Consider the following 19,186-nt stretch of genomic DNA (forward strand, 5'->3'; position numbering starts at 1 on the left):
CCAGAAAGTAAAATTTTTTTATGAGTAAAGCGAATAAATAAAAATTTTGCTTATCTGGGATCTTAGGGTTATATTTTAGCGTAAGATTCCAGATAAATTTTGAAGTTTATCCATATTTTTTTAAATTTTAATATTTTTTCTTTTAAATTATTTTTCATAAAAATTAGCTTAAAATTAATAAACTTTTGTTTATGCCTTTTTTCAAATAACTGTTATTGTTTTTTTTCAAACACAAAAATTCCATCGGTAACAAAATAATTTAAATATTTGATACTAATCTATATAGCATCTGTCAATGAATACATCGGCATAATTATCGCAACAGCCATTAAAGCGACCCCCATACCTAAAACTAAAATCAAAACAGGTTCAATAATAGCAGGCAGATTCTTCATTGTTTGATCAATTTCCTCTTCATAAAATTCAGCCATTTCTAACAAAACATTGTCCAAACTTCCTGTTTCTTCGCCAATAACTATTATTTCTGTTACAACGGGAGGAAAAATAAAACTTTTATTTTCAAAAGTTTTCGCGATGCTTATGCCTTTGGTAACTTTTTCAGAGGCTTCCATCATTATTTCTTTGTATATAACATTTCCTAGGATTTCCGAAGTCATTTCCAGCGTTTTCGCTATTGGTATATCAGTTTTTAAAAGAGAGCTAAGGGTTCTCGCGAAACGCGCCAAATTAATTTTTTTAATGATCTTGCCAAAAATAGGAAGATGAAGTAATGTAAAATGAAAATAATATTTCCCTTTTTTAGTTTTAATTAAATACGCAAATCCTGTTATAAACATCGTCAAAAAAACGCAAACTAATATCCCATTATTTACCGCAAAATCGCTAATTCCAATTAAAATTCTTGTCATAATAGGGAGATCAATCCCGGCTTCCACAAAAATTACGGTTATTTTTGGAATTACAAAAACAATCATTAAAGTGCCGATGCCTACCATAGCTCCCAAAACAATTGTTGGATAAATCATAGCGCCTTTAACCTTTGATTTAATTTCATTGTCTTTTTTCATTTGAATAAAGATTTGATTTAATACTTCTTCTAATTTTCCGCTGGTTTCCCCTGCTTGCACCATATTGATGAAAAAATCATTAAACACTTTTTTGTGCTTTCCTAGGCTTTTAGAGAAAGTATCTCCTTTTTCAACGCCGTCTTTAATATCAATCAAAATTTTTTTAAATCTTTTATTATCGCTTTGTCGTGATAAAGCGTTTAAAGCGCTTGAAAGAGAAGCGCCTGACCTAATCAACACTCGCAAATGCTGAATAAAAAATATCTTCTCCGATGTGGGAATTTTTTGCAAGTTTAATAAAAAATTGTTTATAAAATTTAAAGTCATTTGAAAATTTATTCCTTAATTACCCTTAATATTTCTTCAATGGTTGTAATTCCATTTTTTGCCTTAATAAATCCATCTTCTAAAACAGAAAGCATATTCTGCTGCCGAGCTATCTTGCTTAGTTCTTCGCTATTAGCTTTTTTATTTATTGCTTCTTTAATTTTAGGAGTAATTTCTAAAATTTCATAGATTCCAATTCTGCCTTTATATCCTTCGTTGTTGCATTTTTTACACCCTTTGCCCTTATAAAATAAAAGATTTTTTAAGTCTTTATTTGTAATTATCTTTTTTTGCTTTAACATTTCTAAAATTGAATCAACATTTATTTTTTGAGAAAGATCATCCATCATTTCTTTTGTTAATTTATAGCTAGTAATGCAATCTTGGCATATTGTTCTAACTAATCTTTGCGCGATAATGCAATTAGTTGTCGTTGCAATCAAAAAAGACGGGATATGCATATCAGAAAGACGAGGTATTGTTGTTACGGCGTCGTTTGTATGCAGAGTTGAAAGTACTAAATGTCCTGTCATCGCGGCATTTACGGCAATTTCGGCTGTTTCTTCGTCTCGTATTTCTCCAACCATAATAATATCAGGGTCCTGCCTTAAAAAAGCGCGCAAACCAGAAGCAAACGTAAATCCTGTTTTTACGCTAACCTGGCTTTGGTTAATGCCCGGCATTCTGTATTCTATTGGATCTTCAATAGTTGAAATATTAACTGACGGCTTGTTAAGCACATTTAATATTGAATAAAGAGTTGTTGTTTTCCCAGATCCTGTTGGTCCTGTGACTAAAATAATTCCATGCGGTTTTTCAATGTTTCTTTTAATAATTTCAAAAGGATTTTCTTGAAAACCTAATTTTTTTAAACTTAAGATTTGGGACTTTTCATCTAAAATTCTCATTACAATTTTTTCTCCGTCAAAAATTGGAATTATGGAAACACGAAAAGAAACTTGATATTCAGAAGTTTTAATTTTAAATCTGCCGTCTTGAGGAAGCCGATGCTCATCAAGTTTCAAGTTTGACAAGACTTTAATTCTTGCCACAATTCCTGTATGGGTATTTTTTGGCAATGTCATTACTTTTCGCATAATTCCATCAATTCTATAACGAACGATTGTTTCTTTTTCCAACGGCTCTATATGAATATCCGAACATTTTTCAAAAATAGCGTATTCAAGCAAAGTATCAACAATGCGGACAATAGGCAAATCTTCCGCAAGCTCTTTTAATTTTTCTCCTTTTTGATCATCATCTTTTGCTGTTTTTTTTATTGAAATTTTATTAATTTCTTTAAATTCTGATTTAAGGCCTTTGTGGTATTCTTGAATCACGTCGTTAACGCTTTTTGGAGTTGTTACAAAAACTTTAATATTGCCTGGTATTTTTTTATTGATAAATTCTATAATTTGAAAATCTTGCGGATTTGTTGTGGCAATTTTGCATTCTTTCTCTGTTTTGTCAAAAGCGATTATTTTATGCACGTGCGCTATCGGCTCTGGAATTAAATTTAGAATATCCTTGCGGATAATTTTATCTTTCAAAACAATAAAAGGCATTTTAAAATAATTCGCGACATTGTTATAAAAAGATTCTTCAGTGATTATCTTTTTTCCAATTAAATATTTAACTAAGTCTGATTGGTTTTCTTTTGACTCATTTAAGCATTGCTCAAATTTTTTTTCATTTAAAATTTTGTTTTGGATTAATATCTCTTTAACTAAATTTTTTTTGAGTTTCATTTTAAAATTTTGTTAAAAATTAAACTGAATTTATTATAACACATAATAAGATGGTTGCATACTTATTTTGTTGCTCAGAATAAAAGCATTGAAAAAATATTTAGAGTAATATATCATAATTACAATAATGCTTTTTAAATAATAAAAATATGTTTTCTGGCATAGTTAAAACAACAGGAAAAATTAAAAAAATAGAAAAGAAAAATAAGAAAGTTTATTTTACTATTAAAACAAATAATTTTTTAAATAATATAAAAATAGGCGCGAGTATTGCTTGCGACGGTGTTTGTTTAACAGTGGTTAAAAAAACAAAAAATAGTTTTCAAGCGGAATTAATGCCGGAAACTTTGCGAATAACAAAATTTTCAAATTCAAAAATAGGAGACTTTATAAATTTAGAAAAATCATTAAGGGTTGGAGATTTTGTTGACGGTCATTTTGTTATGGGCCATATAGATGGAATAGGAAAAATTCAAAAAATTATTTTAGACAAAGAATACGTAAATTTAATTATTAAAATTCCAAAAGGATTAAAAAAATTTTTAGCTTATAAAGGTTCAGTTTCAATTAATGGAGTAAGTTTAACTATTTCAGGAGTTGGAAATAATTGGTTTAAAGTTAGTTTGATTACCCATACGTTAGAAATAACCAATCTGTCTTGTTTAAAAATTAATGATAAAGTAAATATTGAGATAGATATGGTAGCAAGATATTTAGAAAAATTAAAAATAAGTTTATGAAAACAAATAAATTTGAAAAATTAAATGGTAAAAATTTTAAAATCGCGATTGTGCAGGCAAGATTTAATCAAGAAATTACTGATGATTTGAGAAAAGGAGCTGAAAACGCGTTAAAAGAAGCAGGTGTAAAAATCAAAGCTGAAATTTTTTTAGTTCCAGGATCAGTTGAAATTCCATTAGCTTGTCAAAAAATAGCTCTTAATAAAAAATTTGACGGAATCATTGCTTTGGGCAATATTATAAAAGGAGAAACAGCCCATTTTGATTATGTTGCCAAAGCTGTTACAGAAGGAATAATGGAAGTTATTCTTAAAAACAATTTTCCAATCACATTTGGAGTGATAACTGTTTATAATTTAGAGCAAGCAAAAGCGCGGTCGCAAAATGATAAAAATAACAAAGGCTATGAAGCTGGCATGGCTTTGATTGAAGTCTTAAATTTAAAAATTTAATATGGATTTAACTGAAGAATTAATTAAAAACAATTATCTTAAAACGCCGAATATAATAAGCGCTTTTAAAAAGATTAAAAGAAGCGATTTTATTTTAGAAGAATATAAAAACGAATCTGAAGGCGATTACCCCTTGCCGATTGGATATGGCCAGACTATTTCCCAGCCGTTAACTGTCGCTTTTATGTTGGAATTATTGCAACCAAGACAAGGAGATAAAATTTTGGATATTGGATCTGGATCTGGATGGACAACAGCTCTTTTAGCTAATATCACGGAAAATAAAGGAAAAGTCTACGGAATTGAGATAATACCTGAATTAAAAGAATTTCAAAAAAAGAATATTAACAAATATAATTATACTAAAAAAGGTATAGTAGAAATATTTTGCGCTGACGGGACAAAAGGACTTTCAGATAAAAAGCCTTTTGATAAAATTTTAGTTTCAGCAATGTCAAATAAAATTCCATTGGCGCTAAAAGACCAGCTTAAAATAGGCGGACGGATGGTAATCCCGATTTCAGATGGAATAAGCTTGATAATTAAAAAAACAAAAGATGTTTTTGATGAAAAACATTATCCAGGATTTTCATTTGTGCCTTTAGTCGGCAAAAATTAATAAAACAATTATGTTTAAAACAAAGTTTATTATTTTATTTTTTTTATTTTTATTTTTAACAACGATTTTTTCTGTTGTTATTTTTTCTATTGTCATTTCGACTCCTTATGATAAATTATCAGGCTTTGAAACATTTAAAATAGAATCCGGGCAAAGCGTTAATGAAATTAGCAGAAATTTAAAAAAGCAAGGAATAATCCACAGCAGTTTTGTTTTTGAAATTTATCTCTGGCTTTTAAAAAGTGAAGGAAAAATTAAAGCAGGAAATTATAATTTAGATTGCCCGATTAACATTAAAGATTTATCTGAAATTTTAATACAGGGGCAAAAAATAGGATTGGAAAGAAAAATAAAAATTATTGAAGGGTGGAACATTAAAGATATTGCTAAATATTTAGCAGATGAAAATATAACAGCTCAAAATGATTTTTTAGATTTTGTTAAAAATTATAAAATAGATAATACTAAATTTTCTTTTTTAACAGACACAAAAAATAAATATGATTTAGAAGGTTTTCTGTTTCCAGATACTTATAAAATTTATAAAGACGCGCAAAATAGCGATATAGTAAATAAAATGTTAAATAATTTTAATCAAAAAATAACAAAAAAAATTAGAAGTGATATTCAATTTCAAAACAAAACGTTATTTGAAATAATTATCATAGCAAGTATAATAGAAAAAGAGGTTAGAAATGAAAATGATATGAAAATAGTTTCAGGAATTTTTTGGGACAGAATAAAAAATGGACAGCCATTGGAATCTTGCGCAACAATAGGTTATATTTTAGGAGAAAATAAAAGACAATACTCTTATGAAGATACTCGGATTGATTCTCCTTACAACACTTATTTACGACAAGGGTTGCCGTCTGGTCCTATTTGCAATCCAGGGCTAAAAGCGATTAAGGCGGCTGTTTATCCTGAATTTACGGAGTATAATTATTTTTTATCAAAAAAAAACGGAGAAACTGTTTTTTCCAAAACATTTAAAGAGCATAGTTTAAATACGCGAAAATATTTAAAATAAAAATTACCAGCTATGAAAATTTTGATTACAGGAGGTTGCGGATTTATAGGAAGCAATTTTATACATTATTGGATTAAAAAATATCCAAATGACAAAATCATTAATTTGGACGCCTTGACTTATGCAGGCAATTTGGAAAATTTAAAAAATATTAAAGGCAAAAAAAATTACTTTTTTGTCAAAGGCAATATTTGCGATAAAAATTTAATAAATGATATAGCTAAAAAAATTGATTTAATAGTTCATTTTGCGGCTGAAACCCATGTTGACCGCTCTATAAAAAATAGTTCTGATTTTATTAAAACTAATATTGAAGGAACGCGCGTTTTATTAGACGTTGCGAAAAAAAACAGTATTCGGTTTCATCATATCTCGACAGATGAAGTTTTCGGATCTTTAAATTCTAATGATCCTAAATTTAATGAAAACACGCCTTATGATCCGCGCAGCCCTTATAGCGCTTCAAAAGCAGGCGCCGATCATTTAGTAAGATCTTATTTTCATACTTATAAACTGCCTATTACAATTTCTAATTGTTCAAATAATTACGGTCCGTATCAATTTCCAGAAAAATTAATTCCCCTGTTTGCAACAAATTTACTAGAAAATAAAAAAATTCCAATCTATGGAGACGGCGGAAATATTCGCGATTGGATTTATGTTGATGATCATAACTCTGGCGTGGATTGCGTTATTAAAAAAGGAAAAATAGGAGAAACTTATTGCTTGGGCGGAGATAATGAATTAAGCAATTTAGAAATTACAAAAATGATTTTAAAAATAATGGGGAAAAGCAAAGACGCGATTGAATACGTAAAAGACAGACCTGGACATGATTTTCGTTATGCCATAAATTTTGATAAAGCAAAAAAAGATTTAGGATGGAATCCGACGATTAATTTTGAACAAGGTTTAAAAAAAACAATTAAATGGTATAAAAACAATCAAGACTGGTGGAAAAACATTAAATCAGGAGAATATAAAGAATATTATCAAAACCAATATGGAAAATAAACAAAAAATTTTAATTTTAGGAGCGCATGGAAATTTAGGACAACAGTTGTCTAATATTTTTTTATTAGATAAAGATTATGAAGTTGTCGCTTGGGATAAAAATGATTTAGATATTACTAATAAAAATGAAACAAATAAAAAAATTGTTCAATTAAATCCGAGTTTGATTATTAACGCTTCGGCTTATAACGCTGTTGACGCTTGCGAAAAAGATGAAGAACAATTTGAATTGGCTAAAAAAATTAACGGATATGCTGTCGGATATATTGCTAAAGTAGCCGAAAAAATAGGCGCTATTTTTGTTCATTTTTCAACAGATTATGTTTTTGACGGCAGAAAAAAAGACGGATACAAAGAAAATGACAAGCCAAATCCGATTAATAAATACGGCAAAACAAAATTAATAGGAGAGCAAGAATTGATTCAACGCGAAAAATACGGATTAAAATATTATTTAATTAGAACTTCAAAATTATTTGGACCAAAAGGAAGCGGTAAAAATATAAAAGAAAGTTTTTTTGATCTGATTTTGGAATCAAGCAAAGAACGAAAAAAATTTAATATGGTGCGTGACGAGGAAATAAGCTGTTTTACTTATACTTTGGATTTAGCGCGAAAAGTCAAAAAAATATTAGAAAATAAAAAATCGTTTGGAATTTATCATATAACTAATTCTTCTGAATGCGATTGGTATGAAGCCTCTAAATTTTTGTTTAATATAACTAAAAAAGAAATTAAAATAATTCCAGTTAGCTCAAACGAATTTCAACGTCCAGCTAAAAGGCCAAAATATTCTGTTTTATTAAATACAAAATCAAAATCTTTGCGAAGCTATCAAGACGCGCTAAAGGAATATTTGAATATTACATAATTTTTTTATTTTAAAATTGTGGTATGATAAATAAAAATTTTTTTAAATTTTTTTTCAAAGACAAAATAATTTTCGCTAATTTAATTATTAGCATAATTATAAATTCAATCATCTGGATAAATCTATTAAGAATCAAAAAGGTAGGCGAGATGATTCCTCTACATTATAATGTTTATTTTGGAATTGATTATATCGGTGACTGGCATAAAATTTTTATAGTGCCTTTAATCGGGATAATTATTTTAATTATTAATTTTTTATTAGCTTTATTAATATATTATAAAGATAAATTTATATCTTACATATTAGTATTTACTGTTTTATTTGTTCAAATTATTTTATTTTTAGCGAGTTTATCAATAGTTTGGATAAATATATAATAAACATATAATAGACTTATGCGTGTTGCTATAGTGCATGATATGCTCACACAATATGGCGGAGCTGAAAAAGTTTTAAAAGCGATTGCTGATATTTATCCGCAAGCTCCAATTTTTACCCTAATTTATAATGAAAAAAAATTAGGGCATATTTTTTCTAAACACAGAATAAAAACATCATTTTTGCAAAAATTTCCTTTTGCGAAAAACAAATTTCAATATTTATTGCCATTAATGCCGCCAGCAATAGAAAGTTATAATTTGAAAAATTTTGATTTAATTATATCTTCCGCCAGTGCTCTCTCAAAAGGAACCATAATTCCTCCATCTGCTTTGCATATTTGTTATTGCCATACTCCAACGCGCTATCTTTGGGTCAACAGCCAAGATTATATTAGCAGTTTAAAATATAATAAATTAATAAAATCAATAATAAAATTGTATTTGACGCGTTTAAAAATTTGGGATTATTCAACCGTTTCTCGCGTGGATAAGTTTATAGCAAATTCTTATAATGTAAAGAAACGCATTAAAAAATTCTATGACAGAGAAAGCGCTGTAATTTATCCGCCTGTTAACATTAAAAAATTTTTTGTATCAGAAAAAAATAAAGAATATTTTTTAATAGGCGGAAGAATAGTTCCGCACAAAAAATTTGACATAGCAATTACGGCATTTAATAAATTGAATATTCCTTTAAAAGTTTTTGGTGAAGGTCCTGATTATAAAGCATTAAAAAAGAAAGCAAATAAAAACATTGAATTTTTGGGTTTTATCAAAGAGGAGGATAAGCCAAAACTTTATTCTCAAGCAAGGGCTTTTTTGCATCCGCAAGAAGAAGATTTTGGAATTACTTTAGTAGAAGCAATGGCGTCAGGAACTCCAGCGATAGCTTATAAAGCTGGCGGAGCAAAAGAATCTGTCAAAGAAGGATTATCAGGCGAATTTTTTTTAGAACAAACTTGGGAATCTTTGGCTGAAAAAGTAATAAATTTTGATGATAATAAATATAATAGATATGAAATAGCACAATCAGTTGAAAAATTCAGCAATGAAAATTTTAAGGAAAAAATTAAAAAATTTATTCAAGAAAACATAATTTCGCCCAAAAACCCTTGACATATTTTTAATATCTGCTATAATAATACATCAATTAAAAATCAGATAAAAGAACATTAAAAATTAAAAAAACAATGCAAGGAGAGAGGCATTGAAAATACTTTTACTAAAATACAAAAGGTAATAAGTATTGCGATACTTTCTCTAAATGGGATATTTTAAAATCTCCCAGCCTTCTTTTTCAAAGGGGGAAATAATAAAAGCATTTAGAAAATAAAAGCGTTGCGATATTTGTTGCCTTTTTTTAGAAAGAGCAGTAAAGAGGAAAAAAATTAAACTCGTCTTTGCTACTTTCTCTAAAAAGAGAAAAATGAACATTAAAACAAAAGCGCATATTAGTAATTTTAAGCAATTAAAATGAGTTAACATTATTTTTGCGAAAATGCAAAAGGAGAGAGCTCATTGCCTAAGATTGATAATTCGCTAAGTTAGTCGCCAATTTAAAAAAAGGCGAAACAGGATTATATTATTTTAACTTAATCAAACGAACTGATTATTTTAAAATAAATCGCTTAGTAAATTTGTGGCAAAATCGTTTCAATGCTTGTAAACGACAAGCCCTTTAAAAAGCAATCCTGTTGACTGTTGTTTTTCAAAAGAACATCAGCTGAACGCAAAAGTCTGAACCGCTTTTGCGTTCAGGAATGTTCTTTAAGTGAGAATTTGTTCTTTGAAAAAATATTTTTATTTTTAACCAACGGATTGTGGAAATAAGATTATTAATTCTTAATTCCCCCTTTGGCAAAGAGGGGTTGGGGGATTTTAAAATAATTTTTAATTTAATAATTTTATTTCCGCATTCCGCGGAGAAATAAAAAAACCAGCCTTGCAAAACGTGGGGCAAAAAAGGAGAGAGAGAAATGAACACATATATAGTTTATAAATGCGAAAATAACATAAAAAAAGTGGTATGGGTCGGAGAGGCCGAAGACATTGCCGACGTTGAAAAAGAAGTCGGCTATGCAGGCTTTTCTGCATACGAATGGCTGGGGCAGAAGTTTCAGGTCGTTGAGGCAGATGACCTGAAATTTGCAGATGCAATAAAAAAGTATCTGCAAGGGCTAAAGTTCCACTATCATTGGCACGGCAAGAGAGTGCTAAACATGGTTGGTAACGAGAGAACCACTAGGCAAAAAAGGGAGGAGAAATATCGGGCTGAAAATTGCCTATCCCGATTAGAGGAGGAGATAATAGAGTCAGGTATCTCCTTTAAAAGAGTTTGGACGGAGGTCAACGGAGTCGATCCAGACAATATTCCAGCGCTGAAAGGACACTGGATATAAAATATAAGTAGCCCGCCAAGGGGTTAAAAAAAATTTCCAAAAGGAGGTTTAAAATGGTTCAAAACGGAGTTTATGGCTTGGCACATAAACTCCTTTTATCCGAGTTTGTCAAAATATTTTTGGCAGATTCAGATAAAATTATTTCATAATTTTCGCTGAAAGTCGTAGACTAAACGCGGAAACGCGCGGAAATTGTAAAAAGTAAAAAAAAATAAAAAAATTATTTAAAAATAAAAAATCAAAGCATTAAAATATTGTTTTTAAAATTTCAACAAAAAATTTTTTGAAAAAATCATTTAATCCATTTTTTGGAAAAAGAATTAAAGATGTCTTGAAAAAAAGATTTGGCTTTTTCACTTAAATTTTTTTGAGGTAAAAGTAAAAGTGGTTCAATACCAGAAAGTTCGTCTGATAATTTGTTAAGTTTGGCAAGAAGAAGCGCTGGTTCAATAGCAACGCCAAATTTTTTTTCAACAAGGCGAATTAGAGTTAAAAGATTATATTTTGGTTTTTGGCTTAAATACACATATAAATCAAAAGCGTCTTTAGGCTCGTTTCTTTGATAAGCGGAAAGTGTTTTATTTATCATAATATCGGACAAAGAATCAATATTTATAGAAAATTCCACAAGCTTTTTTCTTCTTTCATAATTTGGAAAAGGAAAAAACACAAGTTCTAATTTAACATTTTCTTTTCCGCGCTTAGCAAGATAAATTTTTCTGTTTAGTTCCTGTCTAAAGATTATTTTATTCGCCTGAACTTCTTTTTTTAAGCTGTTTATGAAAATAAGATATTCTTCATCAGAATACAGATTATCAGAAAAAAAATCTAAATCAATTGAATCGCGATGAGAAAGGTAATAGTAAGAAAGCAAAGTTCCGCCAGTCCAATAAAAATTTTTGCCAAAAGAATTTTTTCCAAAAAAACGCAGAACATCTTTTTGCAAATCAGTAAGTTTAATTTTTGCCATATTTTGAAAGATAATTTTGTAAAAGCTCTTTAAGAGATGGATTTATTTTTAACAAAGGCAAATATTTTTTAAGATCTTTTTTTTTAATTCCAGACAAATCGCCAAACTGCAGCTGTCTGTTTAGGCGCCAATTTTTAACTAAAGGATTGTTTAAATCCATTTTTTCAGTATTATAATCCCAAAAGATAGCTTTGTTTTTTAAATTTTTATTCATAGTTTTGAGTTTTATTATACTTTAATTTTAACATTTTTTTTAACAAAAATCAAGGTATTGTTTAAAAATAAAACCAATGGAAATTCGCGGGGCAGGAAAAGTATAAAGCAAATTTTTTATCTCTCTCCAAAAATAAATATTCGCTTATGCTTTTCATTAATTGCTCCGCGGATTTCCGTTGGTTTTTTTATTTCGTATTTTTTAAAAATATGTTATAATATTCACAAAGTAAATTTTGATTTATGGCTCAAAACATATTTTTATTATTTCTAAAATACATTACTGTTGATTTAATCGGCGATTTTTTTTATTTTCCTGTTTGGTGGTATACTAAAGGATTTAAAAAAGCGATATTTTTTTCAATAAAAAAAATAAAAGATACAGAAAAAGGATTAGGGATTGGAATTTGGGCGAAAAATTTATTTAAACCAATGTATGCCCAATATGACTGGCAAGGCAGGATTATTAGTTTTTTAATGCGTCTTTTCCAATTGATTGTTAGGTCAATTGCATTTGGCGTTTTTTTTATTATTATTTTATTTTTGCCGCTAATTTGGCTAACATTGCCGATTTTTATTATTTTTCAAATAATTTTAATTATAAAAATATAAAATGGAAGATAAAAACAAAAATTCTAAAAATCCATTTACTTTTCAAACTATTGTTTGCGAAAAATGCGCTGGAACAGGAAAAATTGATCATAAAAAATGCCAGAATTGCAAAGGAGAAGGCGTTGTTTTTTGGTTTAATAAAACTCTTTTTTGTTGGGGGAAAAAAATCAGCTCGATTAGTATTTTAGAAAATAAAATAGAAAAAATCGCTCGAAAAACTATTAATATTATTTTATTTATTTTTGGTTTATTAGGTTTTCTTTTTTTTGTTTATTATGTTTACAGCAGAAATTTTATTGGGTTGATAAGTTTAGATTTTTGGGCAGAGCAAACAAACGAAATGTTGATTTTTTGGTTAAGCATTATTACTGATATGTATCTGTTTTATCGTTTAGATAAAGAGTCAACATTGGTTAAAAAAGTGGAAAAAAGAAAATTTGATAAAAGCGTAAATGTTTTTTTAAGTTCAAATCCGTGGAAAAAAATTAACAAAATGCAAAATTTAAAAAGAGTGAATATTGCCAGCGCTTTTACTGTTAATTCCATAAAAGCTATTGAAGAAGCGTGGAAGCTGTCCGTAAAATTCAAGCATCCGCAAACAAGGTCTGTTCATATTTTGGCTTCATTGCTGTTCTTTTCCAAAATTGATCTGGTTTTTGCCAGACTAAGCATAAATATTGAAAATTTGGCAAAAAAAATAAGCAGGTTGCTGAACAAACAAGAATTTCTTGAATTTGAAAGAGGCAATAATCCAATATTGTCCGCTGATTTTAAAAAAATTTTATTTAACGCTTATATGGAAGCTTACAAAGCTCGCGAACCCCAAGTGAGCGTTATTGACTTATTGTTGTCAATCGCAAAAGAAGACAATTCAGCTCAAGAAATTTTATTTGACTTAAAAGCTGATGTTAATAAAATTAAAAATGTTGTTGAATGGATCAGGGTTAATGAAATGCTTATTAAAGGGCAGAAGCATTTTAGAAGATCAGCTATATTCAAGCCAAAAGGCGGAATGGACAGGGCAATGACCGCTATTGAAACCCCTGCTCTTGATCATTTTTCCCAAGATTTAACATTGCTGGCTAAGTTTGGTTATTTAGAGCCGTGCATAGGCAGAGAAAAAGAAATAGAAGAAATTTTTCGTTCAATAGAAGCAAGCAGGCAAAGCGTTATTTTATCCGGAAATTCAGGCGTTGGCAAAAGCGCTATTATTAATGGAATAGCGCGTTTAATGGTTGAGGAGGATGTGCCAGAAATAATTAAAGATAAAAGATTAGTTAGTTTAAGCGTTGCTCGCTTAGTAAGCGGAGCCACTCCAGCTGAAGCCCAAGGAAGGTTAATGCGAATTATTGATGAAATTCGCCGCTCAGGAAATATTGTTCTTTTTATCCGCGATATTCAGGATATTATAGGAATTACTTCTGGTTCAAAAGAAAGTTTGGATTTGTCAGAGGTTTTGGTTTCAGAAATTTCAAAAGGAACATTCTTTTGCTTCGCGACAACAAATTCTATTGATTACACCCGTTATATAGAAAATAGCGCTATTGGAGATTCGATGCAAAAAATTGAAATTTTAGAACCAGAATTAAACAAAGCAATTCAAATTTTAGAAGCAAAAACAGCAGTAATTGAATATCAAAATAGTGTTTATTTTTCTTATGACGCTATTGAACAAGCAGTTAAGCTTTCTGGAAAATATATCCACGACAAATTTTTGCCTGAAAAAGCAATAAAAATTATTGAACAAGCGGCTGTTTATGTATTTAAAAACAAGGGGGCTAAATCTGTTGTTTTAGGAGAAGATATCGCGAAATTAATTTCTGAAAAAGTTAATATTCCTTTAACAAGCGTTACTGAAAAAGAAAGCGAAAAGCTGTTAAACTTAGAGCAGGAAATACACAGACGCATTATTGGCCAGACTGAAGCTGTTAAAATGGTTTCATCAGCGTTAAGAAGAGCGCGAACAGAATTAAGGGATTTAAATCGTCCAATCGCGAATTTTCTTTTTTTAGGTCCGACAGGGGTTGGAAAAACAGAATTATCAAAAACAGTCGCTGAAGTTTATTTTGGATTTGAAAAAAATATGATACGAATTGATATGAGTGAATATCAGGAACCAGCAAGTATCAATCGTTTAATAGGATCTCCCCCTGGACAAGGAGGATTTGGAACGGCTGGATATCTTACGGAAGCTGTTCGCAAAAGCCCGTTCACTTTGATTTTACTTGATGAAATAGAAAAAGCTCATTCTGATATTTTGAATGTTTTTTTGCAATTAATGGATGACGGAAGATTAACAGACGGGTTGGGCAGGACAGTTGATTTTACAAATGTTATTTTAATCGCGACTTCTAACGCTGGCACAAAATTTATTCAGGAAAAAATAAAAGAAAACTGGTCAGTTAAAGATATAAAAAATCAAATTTTAGAAAACGAAATAAAAAAATTTTTTCGCCCAGAATTTATAAATCGTTTTGACGGAGTCGTTGTTTTTAAGCCTTTGGAAATGGCGGATGTTATTTCTATCGCGCGTTTGTTAATAAAAAAAGTCATAAAAATGTTAAAAACAAAAGGCATAAATTTGCAAATTACGGAAGAAGCGCTTATTGATCTAGCAAAACAAGGTTTTGATCCGCAATATGGCGCGCGCCCATTAAGAAGAGTAATACAAGAAAAAGTAAATGATTATTTAGCGAATTATCTTTTAAAAGGCAAAATTCAGCGCAGAGATATCGTTGTTTTAGAAAAAGGAGGCAAAATTAAGATTATCAAAGCGGAGAAATTATAAATTAATATTAAGTACTTGGTATTAAGTATTGATCATTGAGCGTTTATATTTTGAGTTTAAATATTTATGTGCTAAAATATTTACAAAATAATTTTTATAATTTAAAAAATTTATGTTAAAAATAAACGTCCCCTTGTCGGTTCCAAAAAGAAAAGAAAAAGAGTATATTAAAAATTTCAAAATAGCAACCCATAATACTGGCAGGTTAATGATGTTTGCCGGAGACCAAAAGGTAGAGCATCTGAATAATGATTTTGTTGGAAAAAATATTCCAAAAGAAGTCGCTGATCCTGAACATTATTTTCAGATAGCAAAAAAAGCGCATATTGGAGTTTTTGCCACGCAATTAGGATTAATCGCGAAATATGGTCGTGATTATTCAACAGTTCCCTACCTTGTGAAAGTAAATTCAAAAACAAATTTGTTAAAAACAAAATATAAAGATCCATTTGCGAATCTTTGGATACAAATGGAGGAAATAATAAATTTCAAAAAGCAAACAAAACTAAATATTTTAGGAGTTGGCTATACCATTAATATTGGAAGCTGGTATGAATCAAAAATGTTTAGGCAAGCTGAAAATTTAATTTATCAAGCACACCAAGAAGGATTAATAACTGTGTTATGGATGTATCCGCGCGGAAAAGCAGTTAAAAATGAAAATGACATACATTTAATTGCCGGCGGAGCCGGCGTGGCAGTCTGTTTAGGCGCTGATTTTGTTAAAGTAAATTTTCCTTATAACAAATTCCATACAAACAGAACGTGTAAACTTTTTCAAGAAGTAACAAACGCTGCCGGACGCACGGGAGTAATTTGCGTTGGCGGAGCTAAAAAATCAGAAAAATCTTTTTTAAGCTGTTTGCATAGCCAAATACATATTAACAAATCAAAAGGAAACGCGACCGGACGAAATATTTATCAGCGGCCTTTAAACGAAGCAATAAAAATGGCTAACGCAATCTCAGCTATCTCTTTATATGATTATTCAGCAAAAGACGCTTATGACATTTTTCTAGGAAAAAATAAATTAAAAATAAAATCTTAATTAATATATGTCATCTTGAATTTAATTCAAGATCCGCAAATTTATCACGCAGATTCCATGCCAAACACGGAATGACAAAACGAAAAATAATGCTTGTCAAAAAACAAAATGGTTTTACGCTTATTGAATCGCTAATTACAATTTTAGTAATGTCTATTTTATTTCTCGGCGTTTATGAATTAATAATTTTTTCAATAAAAATTACAAACGATAACAAACATAGAATGGCAGCAACAATTATCTCTAACCAAAAAATGGAAATAATTCGCAATCTTCCATACAACGATATTGGCACAGTCAGCGGAATGGTTAATGGCGTTATTCAAAATAATGAAATAGTGCAACAAGGAGGAAACATTTTTAACATAAATACTTTTGTCAAATATGAAGACGATGCTTTTGACGGAATCAGCACAACAGAAGGAGGAACAGACACAATACCAACTGATTATAAATCAGTAAGAATAAGGGTAAGCTGGACCGGAGGCTTTCAAGAAAAAAATGTTGTTGCTTACACAATTATATCTCAACGCGGAATAGAAACAAGCGCTGGCGGCGGAACATTGGCGATTTTAGTATATGACGCCAATGGTCTTCCAGTAAATTCAGCTGATGTTCTTGTGCAAAATAATATTGTCGCGCCTGTTATTGATTTTAGCGCGCAAACTAACGCACAAGGAAAATTAATTTTTTATGGCGCGCCTACTTCAACAGAAGCATATAGAATAACAGTGAGTAAGACAGGATATAGCGTTAGCTCAACAACCGATAGAACGCTTGAAAATCCTAATCCAACAAAACCTCATGCGAGCGTCATAGAAGACTGGAAAACAGAAATTACTTTTTATATTGATAAAGTTTCTAATTTAAATATTACAACAATTAAACAAGATCTTTTAGACAACTGGCTAATTAATACAGACGGAAGCGGAGAAAATCAAATTCATCCTGATTTCGCTGTTGATCCTTTAGGAAATTTATATTTTGTCTGGGAAGACTATAGCAACACTTCAGATTCTAAAATTTACAGCCAAAAATATGATCTGACCCCTGTTAAATTATGGGCGGTAGATAAAATAGTCAGTTCCGCAAACAAACAAATAAACCCAAGTATTGCGTCAGATTCAGTTGGAAATTTTTATATTACATGGAACGATGATAGAAATGGAAATCAAGATTCTTATCTTATTAAAACAGACAGTGATGGCAATGATTTATGGACCGGGGATAAAAAAATAAATACTGACGCTGGGAATGAAGATCAAATCAATCCTCAAGTGGCTATCTCAAAAATTGATACTACAGCCACAAGCACAGTAGTTTGGCAAGATAACAGAAACAGTAATTGGGATATTTACGCTCAAAGATTTGATTCAGACGGAAACAATTTATGGACAAACGATCTAAAAGCTAATAATGATGGGGCAACAACAGATCAACACTCACCTACTTTAGCTATTGATTCCACTGACAATATTTATGTTATCTGGACTGACGAAAGAAACGGAAATAAAGATATTTACGCGCAAAAATATGACGCAAGCGGAAGTAAATTATGGGGAGCAAGCGATTTAAAAGTTAATAATGATGGGACAGCAACTGACCAGTACTCAGCTAATATTGCTATTGATTCAAGCAATAATATTTATATTGTCTGGACTGACGAAAGAAACAGCAACAAAGATATTTATATCCAAAAATATGACGCAAGCGGAAGTAAATTATGGGGAGCAAGCGATCTGAAGGCTAATAATGATGGAACATTAACTAACCAACATTCCCCTGATTTAGCTATTGATTCAAGCGATAACATCTATATTATTTGGACTGACGAAAGAAACGGAAATAAAGATATTTACGCGCAAAAATATGATTCAGATGGAAATAAATTATGGACAAACGATTTAAGAGTTAATATTAATGTAGGCAACTCCGACCAAGATAATCCTGAAATTATTATAAACCCTTTTGACGGAAAAGCTTACGCTTGCTGGCAAGACAATAGAGACGGTAATTATGATGTATACGCTTCTCCAGTAGAGCCTTATGGTTCAATATCATACATTGCTAATGTTCCTGTCACTATTACTGGCGCAAAAAAAATCGGTGAAAATCCTATAATATATAAATATACGGTTGACCAAACATCTGATAGCAATGGCGAAATAAATTTAGTAAATATTGAGTGGGATTCTTATACTGTTGAATTACAAACTGGATATTCTGGCCATTCGATTATAATGTCAGATCCATCAATTCCTATTAATCTGCTTCCTGATGAAACGCAAGAGCTAATATTATATTTAGAATAATCTAAAAATTTTATGCGAAAATCAGGATTTACATTAATTGAAATTATTGTTGTAATTATGCTTTTAGGATTTGCTGTTACACTTTTTACAAATTTTGTTGTGCAAGGATATAAAGCTAATCTTTTTGGCAAAGAACAGGATTTAGCTGTGCAAAATGGCAGAAAAGCAACAGAACAAATAGCTGAAGAAATAAGAGAAGCAACTCAAAGCGATCGCGGGGATTATAGTTTAGATGTTGTCGCGGAACAAAATTTAAGTTTTTACAGCAATATTGACAGCGATGATGATATTGAAAAAGTAAGATATTTTTTAAACGGTTCAATTTTTAAAAAAGGAATAATTGAACCAAGCGGAGATCCAATTGTTTATACTGGAACAGAATCAATTATTGATGTGTCAAAATATATAAATAATCAATCTGAAGCGATCTTTATTTATTACGATACTGATAATAATGTTATAGCAGATCCAACAACAAACAAAAACGATATTAGATTAATCCGCGTTTCATTAAAAATCAATGTAACTCCTGAAATAGCTCCTCAAGATTATTATGTTGAAATGAACGCGCAAATAAGAAATTTAAAAGACAATCTGTAAATTTATATTAGTCCTCCTTTGTAAAAGGAGGT

General features: G+C 30.0%; 18 protein-coding genes. 14 read left to right on the forward strand and 4 right to left on the reverse strand.

Annotated elements, in window-relative coordinates; translation table 11 throughout:
• Positions 1-278: 278 nt before the first annotated feature.
• Complete coding sequence (locus U9O55_03520) at positions 279-1,355, reverse strand: type II secretion system F family protein (GenBank protein ID MEA2088880.1); 1,077 nt, start codon at positions 1,353-1,355, stop codon at positions 279-281.
• An 8-nt stretch (positions 1,356-1,363) separates the two neighbouring features.
• Positions 1,364-3,103, reverse strand: coding sequence for an ATPase, T2SS/T4P/T4SS family (locus U9O55_03525; GenBank protein MEA2088881.1), 1,740 nt, complete (start codon positions 3,101-3,103; stop codon positions 1,364-1,366).
• Positions 3,104-3,252: 149 nt separating this feature from the next.
• Between U9O55_03525 and U9O55_03530 the strand changes: the two genes are divergently transcribed.
• The 9 genes from U9O55_03530 to U9O55_03570 all read left to right on the forward strand — a co-directional run bounded on the left by U9O55_03530 (position 3,253) and on the right by U9O55_03570 (position 10,611).
• Positions 3,253-3,843, forward strand: a complete 591-nt coding sequence (locus tag U9O55_03530) for a riboflavin synthase (GenBank protein ID MEA2088882.1) — start codon at positions 3,253-3,255, stop codon at positions 3,841-3,843.
• Complete coding sequence (gene ribH / locus U9O55_03535; GenBank protein MEA2088883.1) at positions 3,840-4,295, forward strand: 6,7-dimethyl-8-ribityllumazine synthase; 456 nt, start codon at positions 3,840-3,842, stop codon at positions 4,293-4,295. Before U9O55_03530 ends, ribH begins: the two co-directional genes overlap by 4 nt.
• A 1-nt stretch (position 4,296) precedes the next feature.
• Positions 4,297-4,914, forward strand: a complete 618-nt coding sequence (gene pcm / locus U9O55_03540; protein ID MEA2088884.1) for a protein-L-isoaspartate O-methyltransferase — start codon at positions 4,297-4,299, stop codon at positions 4,912-4,914.
• A gap of 10 nt (positions 4,915-4,924) precedes the next feature.
• Complete coding sequence (gene mltG / locus U9O55_03545) at positions 4,925-5,944, forward strand: endolytic transglycosylase MltG (protein MEA2088885.1); 1,020 nt, start codon at positions 4,925-4,927, stop codon at positions 5,942-5,944.
• Between the two features lie 12 nt (positions 5,945-5,956).
• A complete protein-coding gene (rfbB, locus tag U9O55_03550) occupies positions 5,957-6,958 on the forward strand; it encodes a dTDP-glucose 4,6-dehydratase (protein ID MEA2088886.1) in 1,002 nt (333 codons plus the stop codon).
• Positions 6,948-7,829 carry a dTDP-4-dehydrorhamnose reductase gene (rfbD, locus tag U9O55_03555; protein MEA2088887.1) on the forward strand — a complete coding sequence of 294 codons (882 nt, stop codon included), beginning with the start codon at positions 6,948-6,950 and terminating at the stop codon, positions 7,827-7,829. Before rfbB ends, rfbD begins: the two co-directional genes overlap by 11 nt.
• Positions 7,830-7,852: 23 nt before the next feature.
• Positions 7,853-8,209 (forward strand): hypothetical protein, encoded by a 357-nt coding sequence (locus tag U9O55_03560; protein MEA2088888.1) that lies wholly within the window; start codon positions 7,853-7,855, stop codon positions 8,207-8,209.
• Positions 8,210-8,227: 18 nt separating this feature from the next.
• Complete coding sequence (locus tag U9O55_03565) at positions 8,228-9,328, forward strand: glycosyltransferase (protein MEA2088889.1); 1,101 nt, start codon at positions 8,228-8,230, stop codon at positions 9,326-9,328.
• 860 nt (positions 9,329-10,188) lie between these two features.
• Positions 10,189-10,611 carry a hypothetical protein gene (locus U9O55_03570; GenBank protein MEA2088890.1) on the forward strand — a complete coding sequence of 141 codons (423 nt, stop codon included), beginning with the start codon at positions 10,189-10,191 and terminating at the stop codon, positions 10,609-10,611.
• Between the two features lie 292 nt (positions 10,612-10,903).
• On the opposite strand, the gene U9O55_03575 is transcribed toward U9O55_03570, so the two are convergent.
• A complete protein-coding gene (locus tag U9O55_03575; protein MEA2088891.1) occupies positions 10,904-11,581 on the reverse strand; it encodes a nucleotidyl transferase AbiEii/AbiGii toxin family protein in 678 nt (225 codons plus the stop codon).
• A complete protein-coding gene (locus U9O55_03580; GenBank protein ID MEA2088892.1) occupies positions 11,568-11,795 on the reverse strand; it encodes a hypothetical protein in 228 nt (75 codons plus the stop codon). The genes U9O55_03575 and U9O55_03580 overlap by 14 nt, the downstream gene beginning before the upstream one ends.
• A gap of 242 nt (positions 11,796-12,037) precedes the next feature.
• Between U9O55_03580 and U9O55_03585 the strand changes: the two genes are divergently transcribed.
• The 5 genes from U9O55_03585 to U9O55_03605 all read left to right on the forward strand — a co-directional run bounded on the left by U9O55_03585 (position 12,038) and on the right by U9O55_03605 (position 19,154).
• Entirely contained in the window at positions 12,038-12,406 is a 369-nt protein-coding gene (locus tag U9O55_03585) for a hypothetical protein (protein ID MEA2088893.1), read from the forward strand.
• 1 nt (position 12,407) lies between these two features.
• Positions 12,408-15,194: an AAA family ATPase gene (locus tag U9O55_03590; protein MEA2088894.1), complete on the forward strand. Its 2,787-nt coding sequence runs from the start codon at positions 12,408-12,410 to the stop codon at positions 15,192-15,194.
• Between the two features lie 112 nt (positions 15,195-15,306).
• On the forward strand, positions 15,307-16,242 hold the full coding sequence (locus U9O55_03595) for an aldolase (GenBank protein MEA2088895.1): 936 nt from the start codon (positions 15,307-15,309) through the stop codon (positions 16,240-16,242).
• A gap of 71 nt (positions 16,243-16,313) precedes the next feature.
• The gene (locus tag U9O55_03600) at positions 16,314-18,554 is read left to right on the forward strand and encodes a prepilin-type N-terminal cleavage/methylation domain-containing protein (protein MEA2088896.1); all 2,241 of its coding nucleotides are present in this window, start codon (positions 16,314-16,316) and stop codon (positions 18,552-18,554) included.
• A gap of 12 nt (positions 18,555-18,566) precedes the next feature.
• The gene (locus tag U9O55_03605; GenBank protein MEA2088897.1) at positions 18,567-19,154 is read left to right on the forward strand and encodes a type II secretion system protein; all 588 of its coding nucleotides are present in this window, start codon (positions 18,567-18,569) and stop codon (positions 19,152-19,154) included.
• Positions 19,155-19,186: the final 32 nt, after the last annotated feature.

The organism is Patescibacteria group bacterium, assembly GCA_034660655.1.
Lineage (GTDB): Bacteria > Patescibacteriota > Patescibacteriia > JAACEG01 > JAACEG01 > JAACEG01.

Coding starts and splice junctions, on each gene's coding strand:
- U9O55_03520 (MEA2088880.1), bottom strand. CDS start 1,355: ATGACTTTAAATTTTATAAACAATTTTTTATTAAACTTGCAAAAAATT.
- U9O55_03525 (MEA2088881.1), bottom strand. CDS start 3,103: ATGAAACTCAAAAAAAATTTAGTTAAAGAGATATTAATCCAAAACAAA.
- U9O55_03530 (MEA2088882.1), top strand. CDS start 3,253: ATGTTTTCTGGCATAGTTAAAACAACAGGAAAAATTAAAAAAATAGAA.
- ribH (MEA2088883.1), top strand. CDS start 3,840: ATGAAAACAAATAAATTTGAAAAATTAAATGGTAAAAATTTTAAAATC.
- pcm (MEA2088884.1), top strand. CDS start 4,297: ATGGATTTAACTGAAGAATTAATTAAAAACAATTATCTTAAAACGCCG.
- mltG (MEA2088885.1), top strand. CDS start 4,925: ATGTTTAAAACAAAGTTTATTATTTTATTTTTTTTATTTTTATTTTTA.
- rfbB (MEA2088886.1), top strand. CDS start 5,957: ATGAAAATTTTGATTACAGGAGGTTGCGGATTTATAGGAAGCAATTTT.
- rfbD (MEA2088887.1), top strand. CDS start 6,948: ATGGAAAATAAACAAAAAATTTTAATTTTAGGAGCGCATGGAAATTTA.
- U9O55_03560 (MEA2088888.1), top strand. CDS start 7,853: ATGATAAATAAAAATTTTTTTAAATTTTTTTTCAAAGACAAAATAATT.
- U9O55_03565 (MEA2088889.1), top strand. CDS start 8,228: ATGCGTGTTGCTATAGTGCATGATATGCTCACACAATATGGCGGAGCT.
- U9O55_03570 (MEA2088890.1), top strand. CDS start 10,189: ATGAACACATATATAGTTTATAAATGCGAAAATAACATAAAAAAAGTG.
- U9O55_03575 (MEA2088891.1), bottom strand. CDS start 11,581: ATGGCAAAAATTAAACTTACTGATTTGCAAAAAGATGTTCTGCGTTTT.
- U9O55_03580 (MEA2088892.1), bottom strand. CDS start 11,795: ATGAATAAAAATTTAAAAAACAAAGCTATCTTTTGGGATTATAATACT.
- U9O55_03585 (MEA2088893.1), top strand. CDS start 12,038: ATGGCTCAAAACATATTTTTATTATTTCTAAAATACATTACTGTTGAT.
- U9O55_03590 (MEA2088894.1), top strand. CDS start 12,408: ATGGAAGATAAAAACAAAAATTCTAAAAATCCATTTACTTTTCAAACT.
- U9O55_03595 (MEA2088895.1), top strand. CDS start 15,307: ATGTTAAAAATAAACGTCCCCTTGTCGGTTCCAAAAAGAAAAGAAAAA.
- U9O55_03600 (MEA2088896.1), top strand. CDS start 16,314: ATGACAAAACGAAAAATAATGCTTGTCAAAAAACAAAATGGTTTTACG.
- U9O55_03605 (MEA2088897.1), top strand. CDS start 18,567: ATGCGAAAATCAGGATTTACATTAATTGAAATTATTGTTGTAATTATG.